The following is a 19,478-nucleotide window of genomic DNA, read 5'->3' on the forward strand; positions in this document are numbered from 1 at the left end:
GCGCGGAATTGCATTCCCTTTTCCACGGCCGGCGCGATTTGTTTTTATCCCCTTGCGTGTTTCCACGGTGTTCCGGTGCTTTTGATCGGTTTTGCCGCCGCCCGGATTTCTTGATTGGTTGAACGATAGCCCGCACCTCTGTGGACAGGGATATCTTTTTTCACGAACACGTCATATCCTCCGCCTTTTCAGTAGCTTCCGGAGAAGTCCATGCATCTCGGCGCTCTATTCATCGCAAGCCAAGTCCTGTCGTCAGGCTCCATGCGCGAGACTGCCCGTCGCTTCAACCTCTCCGTCTCGACCGTATCGTCCGCCGTCGATAATCTGGAAACGGAGCTTGCCCTGAAACTCGTTGAACGTTCTTCGGGAGAACTGGTCATTCTGCTTGCCGGCGGCAGGGTTCAGGAGGGATTGGCGCCGATCCTCGATGCAACGGAAGAGCTCGGCGAAATGCTTGGCCACAATGACCCGGAGGCTTATGGACAATGGGCTGCCCGCATCCCCGTAAAGCCGGCTACGATGGAGCGCTACCTGGAGGTTGCGGATCAGGGTAGCATCAATCGCGCCGCACGCCGCCTTCGCCTTGGTCAGCCGCAGCTGTCATTGCAGATTGCCAATCTTGAGAAATTCTTTGGCTGCCGCCTCTTCGAGCGCCAGGCGCAGGGGTCGGCGCTTACGGAAGAAGGCAGACATGCCTACACGCTGTTTTCCACGATCAGTCTCGCCTGGAACGAACTGAAATCGTCTGCCGATGAGCGTTATCAGCGCACGGCCCGCTCGCTGCGCATCGGCTCCATCATTCCCACCGGATCGGAAAGCTGGGTTGCTCGCTGCCTCGGCGCACTCGTTGCGCAATGGAATGCCGGCCGCAACAAGAATGCCCTGTCGCTGGTCTCGATGACCGCCGATGATCTGCGTGAAGCGCTGAAATCCGGGCGCATCGATGTCGCGATCCTCGATTCCGTCTTCGGCCTCGAAAGCTTTCGTCATCGCGAATTGCTGCGCACGGATATGGTGGCCATCGCCCCGCCCGACAGCATGGAAGCGACGGCGGCCGACCTTGTCGCCAGTCATCCGATCTGCACGCCGAGCCCGCGCACCGGCATCGGCCATGCCGCCATGACCTTCGGCTACGACCGCACCCTGCATCGTCGTTTGCGCGACCGCGACATTACCGCTGCGGATTCACTGCCCGTCATCGTCGATCTCGTCGCCAATCACGGCTACGTCTCTTTTCTCGGCCGCGTCAGCGCCATGCCGATCGCCGACCGGGTGCGCATCGTCGAACTCGCCGAGCCGATGCCCATGTCCTACCATGTGGCCTTCAATCACCGGAGAGCCGCGGCTGATGCTTGCGACATGTTGATTACGACCGCGGCAAAAATTGTCCCGGCACCTGTCGCGCAAAGTAAAGCCTTCGCTTAAACAGGCTGCGGCGGGCCGGGAACGATGAAGATGGGCACTATGTCTACGCAGTAGCTACCTCAGCCCAGTAGCGAGACTTATGCCTTGGCGGCGTTCTGTGCGGTCTCGAATACTTCGCGTGCGGACGTCGTACCCGCTACGTGCTCCGTATCCTCGGCTCCGAGGTCCATCCATCCTGCGTTCACGGCCTCAAACATTTCTTCGGCGGGCCCGGTGTGGCCCTTCGGGATGCCGAACTGCTCGAACGCTTCCGCCCACCCTGCACGCGGAACCGCAAAGGCTTTCACGTCGAGATTCAGGACTTCACCCAATTGCTCTGCGACTTCATCCGCGCTGACCATCGAACCAAGCTCGATGACGCGATGCCCTGGCCAAGCTGGCCCGGTCAAAAGGGTTGCGACCTCCGCGCCGATGTCGCTCGTCGCGACCATGGTCGATTTCCGGTTTGTCGGATTGTAGTAGACCGGTAGCATTCCACCTTGGGCGACGTGCAAGCCGTAAAGAAAATTTTCGAAAAATCCGCCTGCGCGCACAAATGCGATTGGGGATATCAGATCGCGAAAACCTTGCTCCAGAAGCGACAAGGCCGTGATCATCCCGAGCCCGCTGGTCCTGTTCGCACCCATCGACGAAAGCGCAACCACTCGCGGCGGCGCTGCCTTGGTGAACGCCTCGACATAGTTTGCAATCACGCCCTTTGCTTCTTTGTAATCGGGCGAGGGCGCCCAGACAGCCGGCAACATGACAAACGCGCCCTCGACGCCGTTGAGCGCTTGCTCGATGGCTGCCGAATCATTCCAATCGCCGTCTACCAGTTCCACGCCCTGGTTCGCCCAGTTAGCCGCCTTCTCGCGATTGCGGACCAGCGCACGTACCTCCCTGCCGTGCGCCAACAGATGTTTTGCCGCTGCGCCGCCCACTTTTCCCGTGATTCCTATTACTAAAAACATGCATTTTCTCCTGATCTTGAAGGACAGAGCACTGTCCTGTTGGTTCAACGGATGAGCGGCAGAATGGCCCGGATATGGGGATCGCGCAGATAGAGGCCGCCCCATGTCATCGCGCCCAGAAGCAGGGAAATGAGTTCCGGCGGCGACCCCAACTCACCGATGCGGACATGGGCGCAGATGGCGCCTCCCAGAAAGCCCGTCACCAGGATCGCGCCGAGGACGGCGGTGGCCGGGATGGCGTAGAGGATGGCGCAGGCGAGTATGATCGGACCCACGACACGGGTCAGGTCCATCGCGAACCCAGTTTCCTGCAACATGCTCGCGATCTGTGCCGGCGCGAAAAGCTGAATAGTGCCGTCTGCCACCAGAGCGACAGCGACAATCGCGCTCATTGTCCGGCCGGCCCATAGGGCGCGATGCGAAGTCATAGTTTCAGGCACCTGATGTAAGTCCACAGTTTCGGACATTTGTCATTCTCCGATGGGGGGATCCAATATTCGGAAGTTACTGTGTCTCTCAGGTATGATAAACACGGAGGAAATAAACTCACTGTTCTCTCTGTAGCGAACAATACCAAGGCACGAAAATGCAGAATCTCGAACCCATCCTCATTTTCGTAACGGTAGCGGAAATGGGGAGCTTCACCCACGCAGCCGATAGCCTGGGCATTCAAAAGGGAAGGGCCTCAACGGCGGTCCGGAAGCTGGAAGAAGATGTCGGTGTCAGGCTCCTGCACCGGACGACGCGCAGCGTGCAGTTGACGGAGGACGGACGCGCATTTCATGCCCGTGCCCGCGATCTGCTTGCTGAAGTCGATGACCTTCACTCGATGTTCGCAGGCGATCGCGTGGCACTTCGCGGGCGTTTACGGGTCGATCTTCCGACCGAGGTGGCGCGCACAACGATCGTGCCGGCCTTGCCGGATTTCATGGCGACTCACCCCGAGTTGGAGTTGGAGGTGTCGAGTACGGATCGGCAAGTCGATCTGGTTCAAGAGGGGTTCGACTGTGTGTTGCGACTTGGACTCATAAGGGACGAAACGCTGATTGCCCGCCCACTGGGCCTGTTGCGCATGGTCAACGCTGCCAGTCCCGCCTATCTGGCGCGCTATGGCGTCCCTCGATCGCTAGAAGATCTCCAGAGTCAGGAACATCGGGCAATTCATTTTTCGACGATTCTGGGCGCAAAACCCTATGGATGGGAATATCCTGACGGCGACAGCTACGCGACGCTTCAGTTGCCAGGTGCGCTACACGTCAACAGCGCGCAGACCTACGATGCCGCTGCCCTCGCCGGCCTTGGCCTGATTCAGGCGCCACTCTTGGGGATTGGCCAATACTTAAAGAGTGGAGCGCTGGTGGAAATTCTCCCCGATTTTCGTCGCCGGGCGATCGCCGTGTCCCTCGTCGTAGCACATCGGCGCAATCTGTCGCGCCGAGTCCGCGCATTCATGACTTGGATCGAAGATGTGCTGATGCCGTATCTGGAATCGCGAGGCGAACATCTTCATCCGCCCTCGAAATCAACATTCTGAAGTTATGTCTGCCGGTCGGCGGCCCGGCGGTCCGACAGAATGCAACACTGAAACCGGCGACCTTTGAAGTCCGACATGAGATATCCTCAAACTTTTCCGCCTTCTGTCTCCCCAGCGCCGTGCCAATGCAACAGAACCATTCCGTATCAGGTTCGGACATATCCGGGGCCGCCCGTCGATCTCCGTAAGGCAGCAAATGGGTAATCGGAACAAATGGCCGCTTGCGGGACGGCACACTTTGCCCGGGAACGGCGAGGATGAGGCGCATTGCTGCCGAAACCGTCCGTCAGCAAGCGCATAGAGAACGCCGATTTTACGATCCAGCCACCCTCGGCACGCTATACTACGCTAGAATGGTGGCGGAACGAGAGGGATTCGGAATATGGCGGTTTTGCTGGAAGTATGCGTCGATAGCGCTCAGGGCCTTGCGGCTGCAATCGAGGGCGGCGCCCGCCGCATCGAGCTCTGCTCGGCGCTGGAGCTTGGCGGGCTGACGCCATTGCCGAGCCTGATGCGAATTGCCGCCGAAGCGCCGATCCCCGTCTATGCAATGATCCGCCCGCATGCCGGCCCCTTCATCTTCGACGCAACGGATGAAAAGGCGATGCTGGCCGATATCGATGCTGTCAGGGCCGCAGGTCTCGCGGGCGTCGTCATCGGCGCGAACCGGCCGGATGGTACGCTCGACATGCCGCTCATTCATCGTTTGAAGGTGCACGCTGCCGGCCTCGGCTCGACGCTGCACCGCGCCTTCGATCTCGTGCCCGATCCGGATGCGGCGCTCGAACAGGCAGTCGAACTCGGCTGCGAGCGCATCCTTACCTCCGGCTGCGTACCGAAGGCGATGGACGGGCTCGAAACGCTGAAACGCATTTCCGCCAGGGCCGCCGGCCGTATCTCCATCATGCCGGGCAGCGGCGTGCGCCCGGCCAATGTCGTCGAGATCCTGCGGGCAACGGGTGCGCACGAGGTTCATGGCTCCTGCAGCTCTGCCGTTGCCAGCGCCGATCCGCGTGCCGTCTCCTTCGGCTTCGATGTGCCGACCTCGAACCGGACGGATATCGATGTCGTCAGGCAGATGCGTGCGGCAATCGACGCCGCTTAGTCCGCAACCTTGATCACGGCCTTGATGAGGCCGCTCTTTTCATGCGCCCAGCGGGCAAGATCACGCGGCGCATCGGCAAGCGTCGTGCGGTGCGTGATCAATTTGTCGACCGGCACGAGCCCCTTGGCGATTGAATCGGCGACATGCTCGAAGTCGACGCGTGTTGCGTTGCGGCTGCCGATGACCATCATTTCGCGCTTGTGGAATTCCGGATCGGAAAAGAGGATATCGTCCTTCACGACGCTGACCAGCACCAGCGCCCCGCCGTGAGCGACGAAGCTGAAGGCTTTCTGCATCGACGGCCCGTAACCCGTCGCATCGAAGACGACATCGAAACCGTCGCCATCCGTCTTGGCCTTCACGGCATCGAGGGTGCCTTCACTGGCGACGATGCCGGATGTGAAACCGAAGCGCTCCGATGCCATCTGCAACCGTTCAGCGCTCGTATCGAGCAGCGTCACCTCATGACCGGCGATGCGCGAAAAGATTGCCGCGCCGAGGCCGATCGGGCCTGCGCCGATAACGAGCGAGCGGGAACCGGCTGATGCCATGGACCGGCGCACGGCATGCGCCCCGATCGCCAGGAATTCGGTGGTCGCCGCGGCCTCCAGACTGAGGCCCTTGGCGGCATAGAGATTACCCGCCGGAACCACGATCTCCTCGCAGAAGGCGCCGTCCGTATGCACGCCGAGAACCCTGATGTTGGTGCAGCAATTCGGTTTGCCCTGGCGGCACGCAACACAGCTTCCGCAAGAGAGGTAAGGGTTGACGATAACGGGCGTACCGACCGCCATCGCTACCCCATCGCCGGCCTCCAGCACGGTCGCGGATATTTCATGACCCATGACGCGCGGATATTCGAGAAAGGGGTGCTTGCCTTCGAAAATATGATAGTCCGTGCCGCAGATGCCGACATGGCTGACGGCAAGCCGTACCCAGCCGGTAACAGGCCTTTCGGGAGAGGGACGCTCGACGAGATCGAGGACGCCGGGTTCGCGGCAGAGCACTGCTTTCATGATGGTTCTCGCATGGCTGAAATGAACGAAGCCGGCCCTTGGGCCGGCTTCGTTTCTCGTTTCGCTCAGCCTGTCCGGCGCCGGCGAAGCTGGTCGAAGTAGACGATGACGATGATCAGCAGGCCGGTGATGATGCGCTGCCAGAACGAGTTGACGTTCAACAGGTTGGCGCCGTTGTTGATGGTCGCCAGAATGAACGCGCCGATCAGCGGACCATGCACTGAACCGACCGCACCGAAGAGCGAGGTGCCGCCGATGACCGAAGAGGCGATCGCCTGCAGTTCCCAGCCGTCGGCCTGCGTGGCGTTGCCGATCGCGATGCGCGAGGCGAGCAGCACGCCGACGAAGGCCGCAAACGAAGCCGACAGGATATAGGCCAGGTAAATCATCCCCTTGACGTTGACGCCGGAAAGGCGCGCGGCTTCCGCATTCGAACCGACCGCGAAGAGATAGCGGCCCCAGCGGCTCAGATGCAGGAAGACGAAGGAGGGGATCGCCACCAGGATGACCATCCAGAACAGGCTTGGCACGCCAAGGAAATCGGCGCGGGCGAAGTTGCTGAAGCCCTCGTCAGTGATGCTGATCGTCGAGCCGTTGGTGATCAGCAGGCCGATGCCGCGCAGCGACGTCAGGGTCGCCAGCGTGATGATGAAGGGCGGCAGGCCCATATGCACGATGCCGAAGCCATGGAAAGAGCCGATCGCGACGCCGATTGCCAGCGTCAGCAGGATCGCCGCCCAGAGCGGGACGCCCGCCTGTAAGAGCCAGGCGATGATAACAGTGCAGAAGCCGACGATTGCGCCGACAGAAAGGTCGATGCCGGCGGTGATGATGACGAAGGTCTGGCCGAGCGCCAGGATCGCCGTCATCGAGCCTTGGCGCAACAGGTTGGAGATGTTGAGCGGCGTCCAGAAGCTGGCCGTAGAGAAGCCGAGCACGACCCAGAGGAAGATCAGCAAGCCGATCAGCGTCAGGCCGAACAGGATGTTCATCTTCCGGCGCGGCGGCGGCGCGACGATTTCGGTGGGGGTGACAGTCATGAATTTTCTCCCTCTTATTCTTCTGGCTCAGACGCCGATCGCTTCGCTGAGCACTTCTTCATGCGTCGCCGCGTGGAAATCATGGCTTGCAACGAGCTTGCCGCTGCGGAAGACGTGCAGCCGGTCGGCCAGTTCGTAGACCTCGGGCAGGTAGGAAGAGATCAGGATGATGCCTGCCCCTTCCTTCAGAAGCTTGGCGAAGAGCCGGTAGATTTCCGCCTTGGTGCCGACGTCGACGCCGACGGTCGGCTCGTCGAAAATGAAAAGCCGGGCGCCGTGGCTCAGCCACTTGCCGATGACGATCTTCTGCTGGTTGCCGCCAGACATGCTCGAGGCCGGAACGCGCCGGCTCGGCGTCTTGATGCTGAGATCGCGGATCTGCTTGTCGGCATTCGTCGATTCGCGCGAGTGATTGATGACCGGGCCCTGGCTGAGGCGTCCGAACACTGGCAGGTTGATGTTGAGGCCGATCGGCAGGTTGAGGCAGAGCCCCTGGTCGCGCCGGCTTTCGGGCGCCAGCGCAATGCCGAGCTCCATCGCTGTGCGTTCGTTCCTGATATCGACGCGCTTGCCCATCCAGTGGATTTCGCCCGCACTTGTCGGCTGGCGCCCGTAGAGCCCGAGAGCAAATTCGCTGCGCCCGGCGCCGATCAGGCCATAGAGCCCGACGATCTGTCCTGCCTTGACGCTCAGCGACACGTCTTCGAAGCCCGGACCGGTAAGACCCCTGACGTCGAGGATCGTCTCGCCGATCGGAATCTCTTCCTTATGGTAGATCTGCTCGATCGAGCGATTGATCATCAGCGCGATCAGTTCGGCGTCATTGGTTTCGCCAATGAGGCGCGTGCCGACATGGGTGCCGTCGCGCAGCACCGAGACACGGTCGGCAAGCTCGAAGACTTCCTCCATGCGGTGGCTGATATAGACGATGGTGACGCCTTCGCCCTGCAGACGGCGGATCAGCTTGAAGAGCTGGGCGGATTCCTGGCGGGTGAGATAGGCGGTCGGCTCGTCGAAGATCAGGAACTGCGTGCCGCGCATGGCCGCCCGCGCCGTGGCGACGAGCTGCTGCTGACCGATCGTCAGCGAACTCAGCAGCGCACCGGCAGGCAGGCCGAAGCCGAGATCATCGAGAACGGCCTGCGCCATCTTCTCCATCTGCTTCTTGCGCATGATGCCGAAGCGGTTGACCTCGTCGCCGAGGAAGAGATTGGCCGCAACGCTCAGGTGCCGGCAGAGCACGACTTCCTGGTGAACTGCATTGATGCCGCGGGCGATTGCCTCGTTCGGCGTCGACAGCCCCACCGGATGGCCGCACCACAGCACTTCGCCGGCCGTGCGCGTGATGACGCCGGTGAGCAATTTGATGAGGGTGGATTTGCCGGCGCCGTTTTCGCCGACGATGGCGTGGATTTCGCCTGCAAGGAAGGTCAGCGTCGCAGGCTTCAGCGCCTGCACGTGACCGTAATTCTTCTGCAGGCCTTTCAGTTCGAGGATGGGCGATCCGGCGGGAATTCGATTGGCTTCTTTTAGCGTCGCGCTGTCATCGTGGCGATGACTGATCTCTTCCAGTCCGACCATGGACCTCTCCTCCTCTTGTCACGTCTGTTCCATCCCCGGTGAACAATACCATGGAAGAAAAAGGCCGCGCCGGTTTTTGAAGCCGGCGCGGCCACCTGCCGTTTTACTTGATCTTCGGGTTCAGGAGCGCGTCGATCTTCGGATCGGCCATATTCGCCTTGGTGACGAGGTTTGCGCCGGTGTCGACGTTCTGCTCGACCTTCTCGCCCTTGGAGACGGCAAGAGCGGTCTTCACGCCGTCATAACCCATGCGATAGGGGTCCTGAACGACGAGGCCGGCGATCGCACCGTCCTTGAGGAAGCCGACCGTCTTGTCGTCGCTGTCGAAGCCGATGACCTTGATCTTGTCGCCGAGCTTGTTTTCGGCGATCGCCTGGCCCACGCCCTGCGCCATGATGAGGTTCGAGGCGAAGACGCCGACGAGCTTCGGGTTGGCCGTGATCAGGTCGGTCATCATGTTGAGGCCGGTCGTTGCCTGGCCGTCGCCGTACTTGTCGGCAATCACCTTCAGGCCGGGATGCTTGGTCTTCACCTGATCCAGGAAGCCTTCGCGGCGCTGTTCCAGCGAGCCGACGCCGGGAAGGTTGGTCAGGATGACGACTTCGCCCTCTTCCTTGCCGGTCGCTTCCTTGATGGCGGCGGCAAGACCGTCAGCAGCGATACGGCCGCCTTGGACGTTGTCGGTCGTCAGGAACGACTTGAATGCCTTGGAGTCGGCGCCGGAGTCGATGCCGATGATCGGAACCGACTTGGCGGCTTCATCGATCGGCTTGCCGAGCGCCTTGAACTCGGTCGGCGAGATGACGACGGCGGCCGGCTTGCCGGCAACGGCGTTCTCAAGAATGCTGATCTGGCCGTTGATGTCGGATTCGGCCTGAGCGCCGAGCTCCGGCACGTTGACGCCGAGATCCTTGCCGGCCTTGCGGGCGCCCGCCAGAACGATCTGCCAGTAGAAGGACGTCGTATCCTTCACGATGATCGGGATCGTCACGTCGGCAGCAAAGGACGTAGCCGGCATCGCCGTTGCAATGACGGCGGCGCCTGCCAGTGCCGTAAAGGCACGGCGAGACAAAAGGGATTTCACGATGCTCATAAGGGTTCTCCTCTCAGGGTGCGTTCTCCTCCAATGAAACCGGACCGCTGAACGCTGGCGGACGATTTTTATCGATAAAAAACATTTACGATGTGAAGCTAGCCGAGGCGAAAGCAAATTGCAAGCGTGCCGATTTTGCTTTTTTATCCGCTCAATTGCCCCCCAAGCAATTGTTTTCATTTCAAATACATAAGGACCTAAAATAAGGTCTTCAGTCGAATTGCACCTCGTGAGGATGCACTACGCCCTTCTTCAAAATCAGGTTGCCGTAGAGCCGGAACTCGGTGGTCGCGACGATATAGGCGGCCTTGCGTGCCATCTCGTAGAAGGCGAAGCGTTCGACAGAGGCGATGGAAAAATCGCCGGCGCGACGGGTGACGATCTCCTGGAATTCGGCGCAAACCTCCGGCACCGCCTTGGGGTCGCCAACCACCTCCATCCGCCATGCCGATTGCGGCACGAACGTATCGAGCGGCATATGCATGAGGATCGCCTCGGCCATGGCTGTCGCGCTGACGCCATCGGCCCGGATGACGTCGGGCCCCATGCTGCTCGATGGGAAATTGGCGTCGGCGATGACGATATCGTCGCCATGCCCCATGCTCTTCAGAGCATAGAGCAGATCGGGGCCAAGAAGCGGATGAATACCTTTAAGCATGGTGTCTCCTCAGACGCGGACAGCTTCTTCACCGAGCGGCGCAGCCACCAGCGTATGGGGCTCGAACTCGGGATAGATATCGTCGGGAAGCCGTGGTTCGAAATTTTCCATATTGCGCACGAGGCTCGAAGGCTTCGCCGTGCCGATCAGCACCGAGGAGACGACCGGATCGCGCAACGGGAACTGCAGGGCAGGGGCGGCAAGCGGCAGGCCGTGACGCTTGGCGACCTCTTCCATCGCGCCCACCTTGCCCAGCACCTCTTCGGATGCCGGCATGTAGTCGAAATGCGAGCCCGGCACCGGGCCGGTTGCGAGAATGCCGGAATTGAAGACACCGCCGACGACCAGCGACGTGCCCTTCTGCCGGCAAAGCGGGATGAGCTCGGCAACAGCAGAGCGGTCGAGCAGCGTGTAGCGGCCGGCCATCAGAATGGCGTCGATATCGGCGTTGCGCATCACGTCGAGGCAGACGGGCACTTCGTTGACGCCGAGGCCGAACGCCTTGATCGCGCCTGAGGACTTCAGCTCTTCCAGCGCCTTGATGCCGCTGTCGAGGAAACTCTTCAGATACACGGCATTCCTGGCGGCACCGTGCGTATAGGCGCCGATGTCGTGGACGTAGAGGATGTCGATGCGGTTGAGGCCAAGGCGCGCATAGCTGAAATCGACCGACCGCATGATGCCGTCATAGGAATAGTCGTAATCGGCATCGAAGGAGAGCGGATCGACATAGCTATAGTCGGGAACGGTGCCCGTCGGTACCGGGCGCAAGAGGCGACCGACCTTCGTCGACAGCACATAATCGTTTTCCGGCTTGCCGCGCAGAAAATCGCCGACATGCCGTTCGCCGAGGCCAAGGCCATACCATGGCGCCACGTCGTAATAGCGGATGCCATGGTTCCACGCCGTATCAAGCGTTTCCATCGCCTGCTCGCGCGGGCAGGCGCGATAAAGGCCGCCCAGCGCTGCCGCACCGAAACTGATTTCGGTGACCTCCAGCGCCGTCTTGCCGATCCTCCTCGTCTTCATCATTCCTCCTTGTGAAGACCCGAAATTTTTATAGGGATTATTTAGAGTGTGGCACCGAGATGCCACGGAACAAATTCGTTATCGCCATAACCGAAGATTTCACTTTTCGTCTTCTGGCCGGAGGCCGTGTCGACGATCAGATCGAAGATCTCGCGGCCCTTGCCACTGATCGTCGCATCGCCCGTAACGATCGTGCCGCAATCGATATCCATGTCCTCTTCCATCGAGGTGAAGAGCGCCGAATTGCTGGCGAGCTTCAGCGAAGGCGCGGGACGACAGCCGAAGCAGCTGCCGCGGCCGGTCGTGAATGCGATCATGTTCGCGCCGCCGGCAACCTGGCCGGTGGCAGACACAGGATCGTAGCCGGGCGTATCCATGAAGACGAGACCGGGTGCGGTGACGCGTTCGGCATAACCATAGACGGCGGTCAGCGGCGAGCGTCCGCCCTTGGCGACGGCGCCGAGCGACTTTTCGAGAATGGTCGTCAGGCCGCCGCGCTTGTTGCCGGGCGACGGGTTGTTGTCGAGCGAGGCGCCGTGCAGGGCGACATAGGCCTCCCACCAGGCGATCTTCTCATCGAGCTTCCTGGCGACATCGTCGCTGACGGCGCGGCTGCGCAGCAGGTGTTCCGCACCATAGATTTCGGAGGTTTCCGAAAGGATCGCCGTGCCGCCGGCTGCCGCCAAGAGGTCGGCTGCGACACCGAGCGCCGGATTGGCGGAAATCCCTGAAAAACCGTCGGAGCCGCCACACTGCAGGCCGATGATGATCTCACTGACCGACATCGGAACACGCTTTTCGCGGCCGACATCGGCGGCGATCTCGCGCAGCACGCCCATGGCGCGCTCGACCGCGCGGCGGGAGCCGCCGGCATCCTGAATGTTGAAATGCCGCTTGGAGGCGCCGGCACCGCTCTGGCCGTACAGCGTCAGCTGGTTGACCTCGCAGCCGAGGCCGATCATCAGCACGCCGCCGAAATTCACATGGCGCGTATAACCGGCAAGTGTGCGGTGCAGCACGTTCATGCCGTCGCCGGTCGAGCTCATGCCGCAGCCCTGGTCGTGAACGATCGGCACGAAGCCGTCGATGCCGTCATAATGCGGCAGGATGGTGCGGTTGGCCTCGTCGGCGATCGCCCGGCAGACCGTGGTGGAACAGTTCACGCTGGCAATGATGCCGATATAGTTGCGCGTTGCTGCCCGCCCGTCGGCGCGGCGATAGCCCATGAAGGTGCGCGCCTTGTCGTCAGCGCTCGCTTCTTCGGGAGCGGAGTTGGCCGTTGCGGCAAGACGGTCGTTTTCGAAATGCAGATTGTGGCTGTGAACGTGGTCGCCGGCTTTTACATCCGCCGTCGTGCGCCCGATCGCCTGGCCGTATTTCACGACCGGCATGCCCTGCGGAATGTCCGCTATGGCGACCTTGTGGCCGGGGTCGATCTTCTGCCGGGTTACCACACCCGCAACATCAGATCCCTCAGCGATTTGTGCCGTTGCGACCGCGACATTGTCACCGGTCGACAGGATGATCCAAGGCTGTCTGTCCAATCTCTTCTCCCTGACGAAACGCTCGCTACATCGGCGCCTGCTGCATCAACGAATGCGCATTGATTTTGTTTTTTATCTACAATAAACATTTTCAAGTCAACGGGAATTTGATCCTGTGGACGAGGGAGGCAAACAGCCGCAGGCGACCAAAAACTAAGATAAAGGTCGCTTGAAGGGGCTCCTGGTCCGGCTATGCCCGTTGTTGGCGGCGGGTATCATTGCCGTGTCGCTCGGGCGGAAAGCAGGGTCTGATGGCAAGGCAGAATACGGTCTTCAAGGAAGCGTATAATCGATATGCGGCAGCATTGCGCATGGATACGGCGTTGCCTTCCGAGCCGGAAATCGCTGCCCAGCTCGGCGTCAGCCGCAGCACGGCGCGCGCCATTCTGACCCGCCTCAGCGAGGAAGGCATCATCCGCTGGAACAAGCGCCAGAAGATCGTGCTGCGCCAGCCTGTTGACCGCGATTTTTTCCCGTCGGAAGAGACGGATTCGCTGCATGACATCATCGAACGAAGCTTCATGCAGCGCATTCTTTCGGATGAAGCCGCACCCGGCATGCAGATCAACGAACTGGAGCTTGCCCGCGAGATCGGCACAGGCACGACCAGCGTGCGTGAATTCCTCATCCGCTTCTCGCGCTTCGGGCTGATCGAGAAGCGGCCGAACAGCCACTGGACGCTGAAGGGCTTTACCCGCGAATTCGCGCTGGAACTTGCCGATGTGCGCGAAATGTTCGAGCTGCATTCGGCGGCCGAGTTTGGCAAGCTTCCCGCCGACCATCAGGCCTGGGCCGATCTTGCGGCGATCAAGGAGGAGCACGCTTTCGTACTCTCCGATATCAACAACCGCTTCAAGGAATTCTCGGCGCTTGACGAGCGCTTTCACCTGCTGATCCACCGCGCCTCGAAGAACCGCTTCATCGCCGATTTCTACGACGCGATCGCCATCATCTTCCATTATCACTATCAATGGAACAAGGCGGCCGCCCGTCAACGCAACGAGCGCGCGATCTACGAACATCTCGATTATATCGCAGCGCTTGAGGCGCGCGATCAGGGAAGGATCGATGCGACCTGCCGGATCCATCTTCGCTCGGCCCGCCAGACGCTGCTGCAGTCCATCCCGCAGAGCGTCACGGAAGGTGCCTGAGTTGTCATCATGAAGGGTGTGCCGTGTGGGGCCACACCCACCAACCCAACCGATCAGCTTATCTCTAGTGCGAGGCCGCTTCGCTCGCAGCACTCCCAGCACCACCCGTCTTCACGCCCCGCCCGATCGGAATAAGCCAGGTGGTCGCAAAGGTCAGCACTGCCACGACGACGACACCCCAGAAGCTCCAGTGCAGCGCCGCATCGAAGATGCCGCGCACAGCCGGATCACCGGCGAGTTCCGAAAGGCCGGTCGGTTCGTTCAGCACATTATGCAGGCCGGCCGCCGCGTCTCCCGTCGCATAGTGATTGATGCCGGCATTGAGGATTGCGCCGAGCACCGTGGCGCCCAGCGTATTGCCGAGGCTGCGGGCAAAGATGATCGAGGCCGTAGCACTGCCGCGCATCGACCATTCGACGCTGTCCTGCACCAGCGCGATGCTGGTCAGGTTGATGAGCCCCATGCCGAAGCCCATGAAGAACGAGCCCGCACCTGCGACAGCCGGATGGCTTTCAGGCGTGAGGAAAAGCAGGAAACAGGCGCCGAAGGGAAACATGAAGCTGCCGACCCGCAGCGTATTGCGGATGCCGAACGCCTTGAAGAGACGGCCTGATAGCATCACCGACATCGGCCAGCCGACCACCAGCATGGTGAGCGTGAAACCGGCAACGATCGGCGAGCGGCCGAGCACGCCCTGCACATACATCGGCAGGATCGTCGAAAGGCCGATCAGCGCCATGCCGGCCAGCAGCATGCAGGCATTGCTGGTCGCGACCAGCCGCCGGCTCCAGAGCGCGATGGAAATGATCGGCTCCGGCGTGCGCTTCTCCTGCATCACGAACAGGATGCCGGTCACGACGAAAACGGCGGCAAGCGAGAGAAGGACCCAGGCCGGCGCATTCGTTTCCGTCAGGATCGTCAGCAGTGCTGTGATGGAAATCGAAAACAGGATGGCGCCGAGATAGTCGATCTTGGCATCCTTGTGCGCCACGTCTTCCTTCAGGAAGATCGTGAAGGCGATGATCGAGAAGATGCCGATCGGCAGGTTGATCCAGAAGATCCAGGCCCAGGAGATCGTATCGACGATGATGCCGCCGGCAAGCGGCCCGACGACTGCCGAGGTCGCCCAGACGGTCGCCATCACGCCCTGCACCTTGCCGCGTTCCTCCAGCTTGAACAGGTCGCCGATGATGGTCATCGTCACCGGCTGGATCGCACCGGCGCCAAGGCCCTGCACCAGGCGAAAGACGATGAGCGAGGCCATCGACCAGGCAAGCCCGCAAAAGAGCGAACCGACGAGGAAAATGAGGATGCCGCCGATCAGCACCGGCTTGCGGCCGAAAATGTCGGAAAGCTTGCCGTAGATGACAGTCGTCGTCGACTGTGCCAGCAGGAAGGCGGAAAAGACCCAGCTGTAATAGGAAAAGCCGCCGAGCTGGCCGACGATGTGCGGCATGGCGGTCGCCACGATCGTGGCCTCGATCGCCACCATGAAGGTCGCGAGCATGATCGTCGCAACCACGAGCGTGCGTTTGGATTGCTTCGATGGTGCGGACATGATGAACCTTTCGGGACTTTCTCCGCGATACGGGAAAACCACTGTCGGCTGGTGGGGCCATTGTCGGTTGGTGGGGCAACGCGGGGTGTCGGCAGTCTTTTATGCTCCTGCTGATAGCAGGTAAAGCGCAAGTGATATGCTTTCTTCGATGTCGACGCTTAAACCGCTTCCGGCGCTCGCAAATTTAAAATACAAGGCACTTAGCGAAGGAAGTTCCGGTGGGTAGCCGCCGGAAAAGGAGATCCGGCAGGCTGCCGGGGCTCTTGGATGTCAGGATTGCATTTCCGCCAGGTTATTCCCAATTGTAACCTGATGCAGGCCTGTGAACCGCTCCATCGCGGATGCGAAGGGTTTCGGATCCGGGCACGGAAATGGCGAGATACGATGGCGCATGTTTTGGCTGCGAGCGGCGGCGTTAAACAGGTAATCTGCATCAATTGGGGTACGAGATACGGGCCGACTTTCATCAACCGCCTGTATGCGATGGTGGCGCGCAACATTACGCCGCCCTTTACCTTCACATGCTTCACCGACTGCCGCGACACTCTCCATCCCGCCATCCTGTGCGAGGATCTGCCGCCGCTGGATGTCGAAATGCCCGTCAATACGAGGGGCATCTGGCCGAAGGCAAGGCTCTGGGGACCGAGGCTCGGAAGCCTTGATGGGCCGGTCCTCTATCTGGACCTCGACCTTGTTATCGTCGCCTCCCTCGATGACTTTTTCGAGGTCGGAGGGCCTGACGACGTCGTCATGGCCCGCAACCAGACAACGCCTTTCGAAAGGCTCGGCCAGAGCTCGCTCTTTCGCTTTCCGGTCGGCAAGCTCCTGCCGCTGCAGGAAAAGTTCAGGGCCAACCCGCAGAAAGTGGCCGATGAATATCAGTACGAGCAGCGTTTCGTCACCCGCAATGCGCCCGGCGGCGTAAAGTTCTTCCCGCGCAGCTGGGTTTTGCATTTCCGGCAGGACTGCCACTGGGCCTTTCCGCTGAACTACTTCCTCGCCCCGCGCCTGCCATCCAGCGCCCGCGTCGTCCTCTTCCCGCGCGGCTTCCACCCGCAGAACGCCATCGAAGGGAAATTCGGCCCGAAAGGCCGCGCCGAAACGCGGCTCGAGCACATCAAGGGCGTCTTCGACGCCAGCAAACGCGGCGGCAAGCAACCCTTCCGCTACCTGCGCCACTATATCCTGCCGACACATTGGGTGGCCGATCATTGGCATGAATAAGAACGCAAGTTCAGGATTTAGCACGCGGAATAAGCATTTTGTTAACGCGCAAAATTCAAAGTTGTGACAAGTAATATCTCGTATCTGGGTTGCTCAGGCATGATGCCCCAAGCTCTTCCGTGCCGCGAATTCCGATGGAGGGAGTTCCGGTACCAGAGGAACGAAGATGACCGCTATCTCTTCAGCGAACAATGCGGCGCTGCTCATCCTGCAGCAGACGAACGCATCGTTGCTTCCCACCAAACAGCAAGCCGGGAAATCGGCTGCCGACACTATCGCAGCTATCGCTAACGGCATTTCCAGCCAAACGAGCGCCGTAAAGACCCAAGCCTCATCGACAATCGACAGCGCGCTGCTCGACGTCAAAGAGAGCAACGACGGGATTGTGTCGAGCGCGCTCGATTTCCTGGATTCGGACAATTTCAAAACCAGCGATGCCGGTGTTACCGACGTCATCAAGAAGCTCATCAATGACGATGGGGACAAATTTGCCTCGCTGGTCAAAGCCGAAAAGGCGAAGAATCCCGGCATCAGCGATGACAATGCGATGGCCAACGCCATTCAGCGCCTGATCCGGGACAACAGATCCAAGTTCGGCGACGGCGAATTTGTGATCGGCTTCAAGCTTGGAAACGGTGGCAAGATCATCTCGAACATCGAAGACAAGAATGGAAACAGCACCAGTAATACCCTTATGGCGGGATTGAAGACGGCCCAATCCTCACTGATCGAGGCGGGGATGATCATCAGCAGATCGGATGGTAGCAATACGGATGAGTTGAAAATGGCATCCGCAATGCTGAACAACAGCAATTTTGGCAAAGCCTCGAACGACTTTGCGGCTTGGAACGACAAGTGGCGGGATGCGTTTGGCTTTTGAGGCCGGCTACAATTCCTATACCTGCGAAGAGGCCAAGATCGAACCTCGATCTGGGCCGATTTCGTTCAGTTCCGTTTATGCAAAAAGCAGATCGGAGCCATCGATCGCGTCGAACTCCAGGAGTGCCGAGGCGCCGGAGTTGTAGAGGTTCACGAGCGTGACGGACGAGCCGACGACGATTTTGTCGATACCGTCGGCCCAGTCATAGACCGTGTCGATACCTTGGGTTGCCGATCACTGGCACGAGTGACTCTAACGGAACAATTTCCCACGCCGAATGTTGTCCGCCCAGGGAAACGTTGGGTGCTCTCATGCGTCCTCATCTGATCGCAACATTGCTCTCGCTTTCATGCCTGTCTGCCAACGCGAATGCGGCCGACACCGACTTTCTGAACTCGCTGGCAGGCGACTGGGATGGAGGCGGAATGGTCCTGACCAAGATCGGCGGCACGAAGGTCAATGTCTCCTGCAATCTGAAATCCAACGCGAGTGCTTCCGCAGTGTCCATGAATGGCAGCTGTCGCGCTCTCGCCATCGTCACGAGAACCTTTTCGGCAAATGTAAAGGCGGCCGGTCAACGCTACACCGGCAACTACACGGGGCCATCGGGCCAGCCTTCCATGCTTGTCGGCAGCCGGAAAGGCGATGCTCTCAACTTCAATGTCACCTGGGCTCACATCACCAATGGCGACCGAAAAGCAAACTTGATGATCGAAAAGGTCGGGCAGAACGGGCTTCGCCTGCAGACTGTCGATCGGGATCCCGCCTCAGGCCGATCCGTGGTGACCAGCCGCATCGATCTGCAGCGGCAATGACGGCCGGATCGTTTCCTCAAACAGTCGTTTCGATCCTGTAGTCTCGCATCCATCGGCGCGCATCGCATTGAAATGCATTGCGTTTATATAAACAACCGTCATCGCCCATACTGCCTCTAGCCTGAAAACGAGAGGAATGAGCATGACCGGCAGCGCAATCTCCTACACACTTTTAAGCACCAGCGACGTTTAGAAGATTGCCCCGGTTTCGAACGTGACGCTCTGGCGCTGGGTGAGAGATGGCAAGTTTCCCGCCCCCATACAGGTCGCGAAAAGCAATTTCTGGAGGTCTGACGAAGTCGCCGCCTGGATGGATGAAATGTCCTCCAGGCGCGCCGCGCCAGATCGGAAAGCCCTTTCGCAGAACCGCAGCTAGCCGCCGGCTTCCACATTTCATGCGGATATCAAATGGATAGAATATCGGAATACGCGCCGTCGTCGAGGACGGGCGTCTCTAGCGATGTCGAACGGCTGCGCCGCGATATGTCCCTGTCTTCGACAGCAGCGCAATACGGCTACAAGCTCACCCGCAACGGGCAGGAGTTCGCAACATGCTGCCCGTTCCACGCCGAAGACACCCCGTCATTCACGATCTTCATCGGGCAGGATGGCGTCGAGCGTTTCCATTGCTTCGGCTGCGCCCCCCTTCGCAAAATGTCTAGATTCAGGAAGAGAAAGCGTCCCTTATGCGTCCAAATGGGCGCTCTGTGCTCTCGGTGGAGGGGGCGAACGCCCAAATGGAGGGTGCTGGAGGGACCCGCACCCTCCGATTCAAATAATTGAAATATATAGGTATAAATGAATGGAGGGGGCGGAGGGAGCGAATTGCTCAAACATGCCGGAAGCCACTTATGCCGGCATTGATACAGGCGGTA

Annotated in this window: 18 protein-coding genes; 8 read left to right on the forward strand and 10 right to left on the reverse strand. The window is 60.1% G+C overall.

Annotation, left to right across the window (positions count from 1 at the left end):
* Positions 1–210: 210 nt before the first annotated feature.
* Positions 211–1,425: a LysR family transcriptional regulator gene (locus AC1D35_RS10915; protein WP_113307020.1), complete on the forward strand. Its 1,215-nt coding sequence runs from the start codon at positions 211–213 to the stop codon at positions 1,423–1,425.
* 77 nt (positions 1,426–1,502) lie between these two features.
* On the opposite strand, the gene AC1D35_RS10920 is transcribed toward AC1D35_RS10915, so the two are convergent.
* Both AC1D35_RS10920 and AC1D35_RS10925 read right to left on the reverse strand, forming a co-directional pair.
* Positions 1,503–2,375 carry an NmrA family NAD(P)-binding protein gene (locus tag AC1D35_RS10920; RefSeq protein WP_113307019.1) on the reverse strand — a complete coding sequence of 291 codons (873 nt, stop codon included), beginning with the start codon at positions 2,373–2,375 and terminating at the stop codon, positions 1,503–1,505.
* Between the two features lie 44 nt (positions 2,376–2,419).
* Positions 2,420–2,842, reverse strand: coding sequence for a DoxX family protein (locus tag AC1D35_RS10925; RefSeq protein WP_113307018.1), 423 nt, complete (start codon positions 2,840–2,842; stop codon positions 2,420–2,422).
* 119 nt (positions 2,843–2,961) lie between these two features.
* On the opposite strand from AC1D35_RS10925, the gene AC1D35_RS10930 reads away from it, so the two are divergent.
* The gene (locus AC1D35_RS10930; protein WP_113307017.1) at positions 2,962–3,909 is read left to right on the forward strand and encodes a LysR family transcriptional regulator; all 948 of its coding nucleotides are present in this window, start codon (positions 2,962–2,964) and stop codon (positions 3,907–3,909) included.
* A 382-nt stretch (positions 3,910–4,291) separates the two neighbouring features.
* On the forward strand, positions 4,292–5,014 hold the full coding sequence (locus tag AC1D35_RS10935; RefSeq protein ID WP_113307016.1) for a copper homeostasis protein CutC: 723 nt from the start codon (positions 4,292–4,294) through the stop codon (positions 5,012–5,014).
* On the opposite strand, the gene AC1D35_RS10940 is transcribed toward AC1D35_RS10935, so the two are convergent.
* From AC1D35_RS10940 to AC1D35_RS10970, 7 genes are all read right to left on the reverse strand, one after another.
* The gene (locus tag AC1D35_RS10940; protein WP_113307015.1) at positions 5,011–6,030 is read right to left on the reverse strand and encodes a zinc-binding alcohol dehydrogenase family protein; all 1,020 of its coding nucleotides are present in this window, start codon (positions 6,028–6,030) and stop codon (positions 5,011–5,013) included. The two genes, AC1D35_RS10935 and AC1D35_RS10940, sit on opposite strands and share 4 nt — an antisense overlap.
* 65 nt (positions 6,031–6,095) lie before the next feature.
* Positions 6,096–7,070, reverse strand: coding sequence for an ABC transporter permease (locus AC1D35_RS10945; protein WP_113298434.1), 975 nt, complete (start codon positions 7,068–7,070; stop codon positions 6,096–6,098).
* Positions 7,071–7,097: 27 nt separating this feature from the next.
* A complete protein-coding gene (locus AC1D35_RS10950; protein WP_113298435.1) occupies positions 7,098–8,651 on the reverse strand; it encodes a sugar ABC transporter ATP-binding protein in 1,554 nt (517 codons plus the stop codon).
* Positions 8,652–8,754: 103 nt separating this feature from the next.
* On the reverse strand, positions 8,755–9,744 hold the full coding sequence (locus AC1D35_RS10955) for an ABC transporter substrate-binding protein (protein WP_113307014.1): 990 nt from the start codon (positions 9,742–9,744) through the stop codon (positions 8,755–8,757).
* A gap of 211 nt (positions 9,745–9,955) precedes the next feature.
* Positions 9,956–10,402, reverse strand: a complete 447-nt coding sequence (locus AC1D35_RS10960) for an RbsD/FucU domain-containing protein (protein ID WP_113298437.1) — start codon at positions 10,400–10,402, stop codon at positions 9,956–9,958.
* 9 nt (positions 10,403–10,411) lie between these two features.
* Positions 10,412–11,431 (reverse strand): aldo/keto reductase, encoded by a 1,020-nt coding sequence (locus tag AC1D35_RS10965; RefSeq protein ID WP_113307012.1) that lies wholly within the window; start codon positions 11,429–11,431, stop codon positions 10,412–10,414.
* 41 nt (positions 11,432–11,472) lie between these two features.
* Positions 11,473–12,975: an altronate dehydratase family protein gene (locus AC1D35_RS10970; protein ID WP_113307011.1), complete on the reverse strand. Its 1,503-nt coding sequence runs from the start codon at positions 12,973–12,975 to the stop codon at positions 11,473–11,475.
* Between the two features lie 251 nt (positions 12,976–13,226).
* On the opposite strand from AC1D35_RS10970, the gene AC1D35_RS10975 reads away from it, so the two are divergent.
* On the forward strand, positions 13,227–14,126 hold the full coding sequence (locus tag AC1D35_RS10975; protein ID WP_113298440.1) for a GntR family transcriptional regulator: 900 nt from the start codon (positions 13,227–13,229) through the stop codon (positions 14,124–14,126).
* 64 nt (positions 14,127–14,190) lie between these two features.
* Here AC1D35_RS10975 and AC1D35_RS10980 read toward each other — a convergent pair whose 3' ends face one another.
* Positions 14,191–15,684 (reverse strand): MDR family MFS transporter, encoded by a 1,494-nt coding sequence (locus AC1D35_RS10980; protein ID WP_113307010.1) that lies wholly within the window; start codon positions 15,682–15,684, stop codon positions 14,191–14,193.
* A gap of 384 nt (positions 15,685–16,068) precedes the next feature.
* Here AC1D35_RS10980 and AC1D35_RS10985 point away from each other — a divergent pair, with 384 nt between their 5' ends.
* The 4 genes from AC1D35_RS10985 to AC1D35_RS11000 all read left to right on the forward strand — a co-directional run bounded on the left by AC1D35_RS10985 (position 16,069) and on the right by AC1D35_RS11000 (position 19,386).
* Complete coding sequence (locus AC1D35_RS10985; protein WP_113307009.1) at positions 16,069–16,908, forward strand: glycosyl transferase; 840 nt, start codon at positions 16,069–16,071, stop codon at positions 16,906–16,908.
* Positions 16,909–17,074: 166 nt separating this feature from the next.
* A complete protein-coding gene (locus AC1D35_RS10990) occupies positions 17,075–17,788 on the forward strand; it encodes a hypothetical protein (protein ID WP_113307008.1) in 714 nt (237 codons plus the stop codon).
* 311 nt (positions 17,789–18,099) lie between these two features.
* On the forward strand, positions 18,100–18,603 hold the full coding sequence (locus AC1D35_RS10995) for a hypothetical protein (protein ID WP_113510752.1): 504 nt from the start codon (positions 18,100–18,102) through the stop codon (positions 18,601–18,603).
* A gap of 408 nt (positions 18,604–19,011) precedes the next feature.
* Entirely contained in the window at positions 19,012–19,386 is a 375-nt protein-coding gene (locus tag AC1D35_RS11000) for a CHC2 zinc finger domain-containing protein (protein WP_113307005.1), read from the forward strand.
* The last annotated feature ends 92 nt before the right edge of the window (positions 19,387–19,478 follow it).

This window comes from Rhizobium sp. P1_E6 (genome assembly GCF_056405875.1).

Bases quoted from the DNA above. Each gene is read 5' to 3' on its own strand.
- AC1D35_RS10930 (WP_113307017.1), top strand. From the start codon at position 2,962: ATGCAGAATCTCGAACCCATCCTCATTTTCGTAACGGTAGCGGAAATG.
- AC1D35_RS10925 (WP_113307018.1), bottom strand. From the start codon at position 2,842: ATGTCCGAAACTGTGGACTTACATCAGGTGCCTGAAACTATGACTTCG.
- AC1D35_RS10935 (WP_113307016.1), top strand. From the start codon at position 4,292: ATGGCGGTTTTGCTGGAAGTATGCGTCGATAGCGCTCAGGGCCTTGCG.
- AC1D35_RS10950 (WP_113298435.1), bottom strand. From the start codon at position 8,651: ATGGTCGGACTGGAAGAGATCAGTCATCGCCACGATGACAGCGCGACG.
- AC1D35_RS10980 (WP_113307010.1), bottom strand. From the start codon at position 15,684: ATGTCCGCACCATCGAAGCAATCCAAACGCACGCTCGTGGTTGCGACG.
- AC1D35_RS11000 (WP_113307005.1), top strand. From the start codon at position 19,012: ATGGATAGAATATCGGAATACGCGCCGTCGTCGAGGACGGGCGTCTCT.
- AC1D35_RS10920 (WP_113307019.1), bottom strand. From the start codon at position 2,375: ATGTTTTTAGTAATAGGAATCACGGGAAAAGTGGGCGGCGCAGCGGCA.
- AC1D35_RS10975 (WP_113298440.1), top strand. From the start codon at position 13,227: ATGGCAAGGCAGAATACGGTCTTCAAGGAAGCGTATAATCGATATGCG.
- AC1D35_RS10990 (WP_113307008.1), top strand. From the start codon at position 17,075: ATGACCGCTATCTCTTCAGCGAACAATGCGGCGCTGCTCATCCTGCAG.
- AC1D35_RS10945 (WP_113298434.1), bottom strand. From the start codon at position 7,070: ATGACTGTCACCCCCACCGAAATCGTCGCGCCGCCGCCGCGCCGGAAG.
- AC1D35_RS10995 (WP_113510752.1), top strand. From the start codon at position 18,100: ATGCGTCCTCATCTGATCGCAACATTGCTCTCGCTTTCATGCCTGTCT.
- AC1D35_RS10960 (WP_113298437.1), bottom strand. From the start codon at position 10,402: ATGCTTAAAGGTATTCATCCGCTTCTTGGCCCCGATCTGCTCTATGCT.
- AC1D35_RS10915 (WP_113307020.1), top strand. From the start codon at position 211: ATGCATCTCGGCGCTCTATTCATCGCAAGCCAAGTCCTGTCGTCAGGC.
- AC1D35_RS10965 (WP_113307012.1), bottom strand. From the start codon at position 11,431: ATGAAGACGAGGAGGATCGGCAAGACGGCGCTGGAGGTCACCGAAATC.
- AC1D35_RS10955 (WP_113307014.1), bottom strand. From the start codon at position 9,744: ATGAGCATCGTGAAATCCCTTTTGTCTCGCCGTGCCTTTACGGCACTG.
- AC1D35_RS10940 (WP_113307015.1), bottom strand. From the start codon at position 6,030: ATGAAAGCAGTGCTCTGCCGCGAACCCGGCGTCCTCGATCTCGTCGAG.
- AC1D35_RS10985 (WP_113307009.1), top strand. From the start codon at position 16,069: ATGGCGCATGTTTTGGCTGCGAGCGGCGGCGTTAAACAGGTAATCTGC.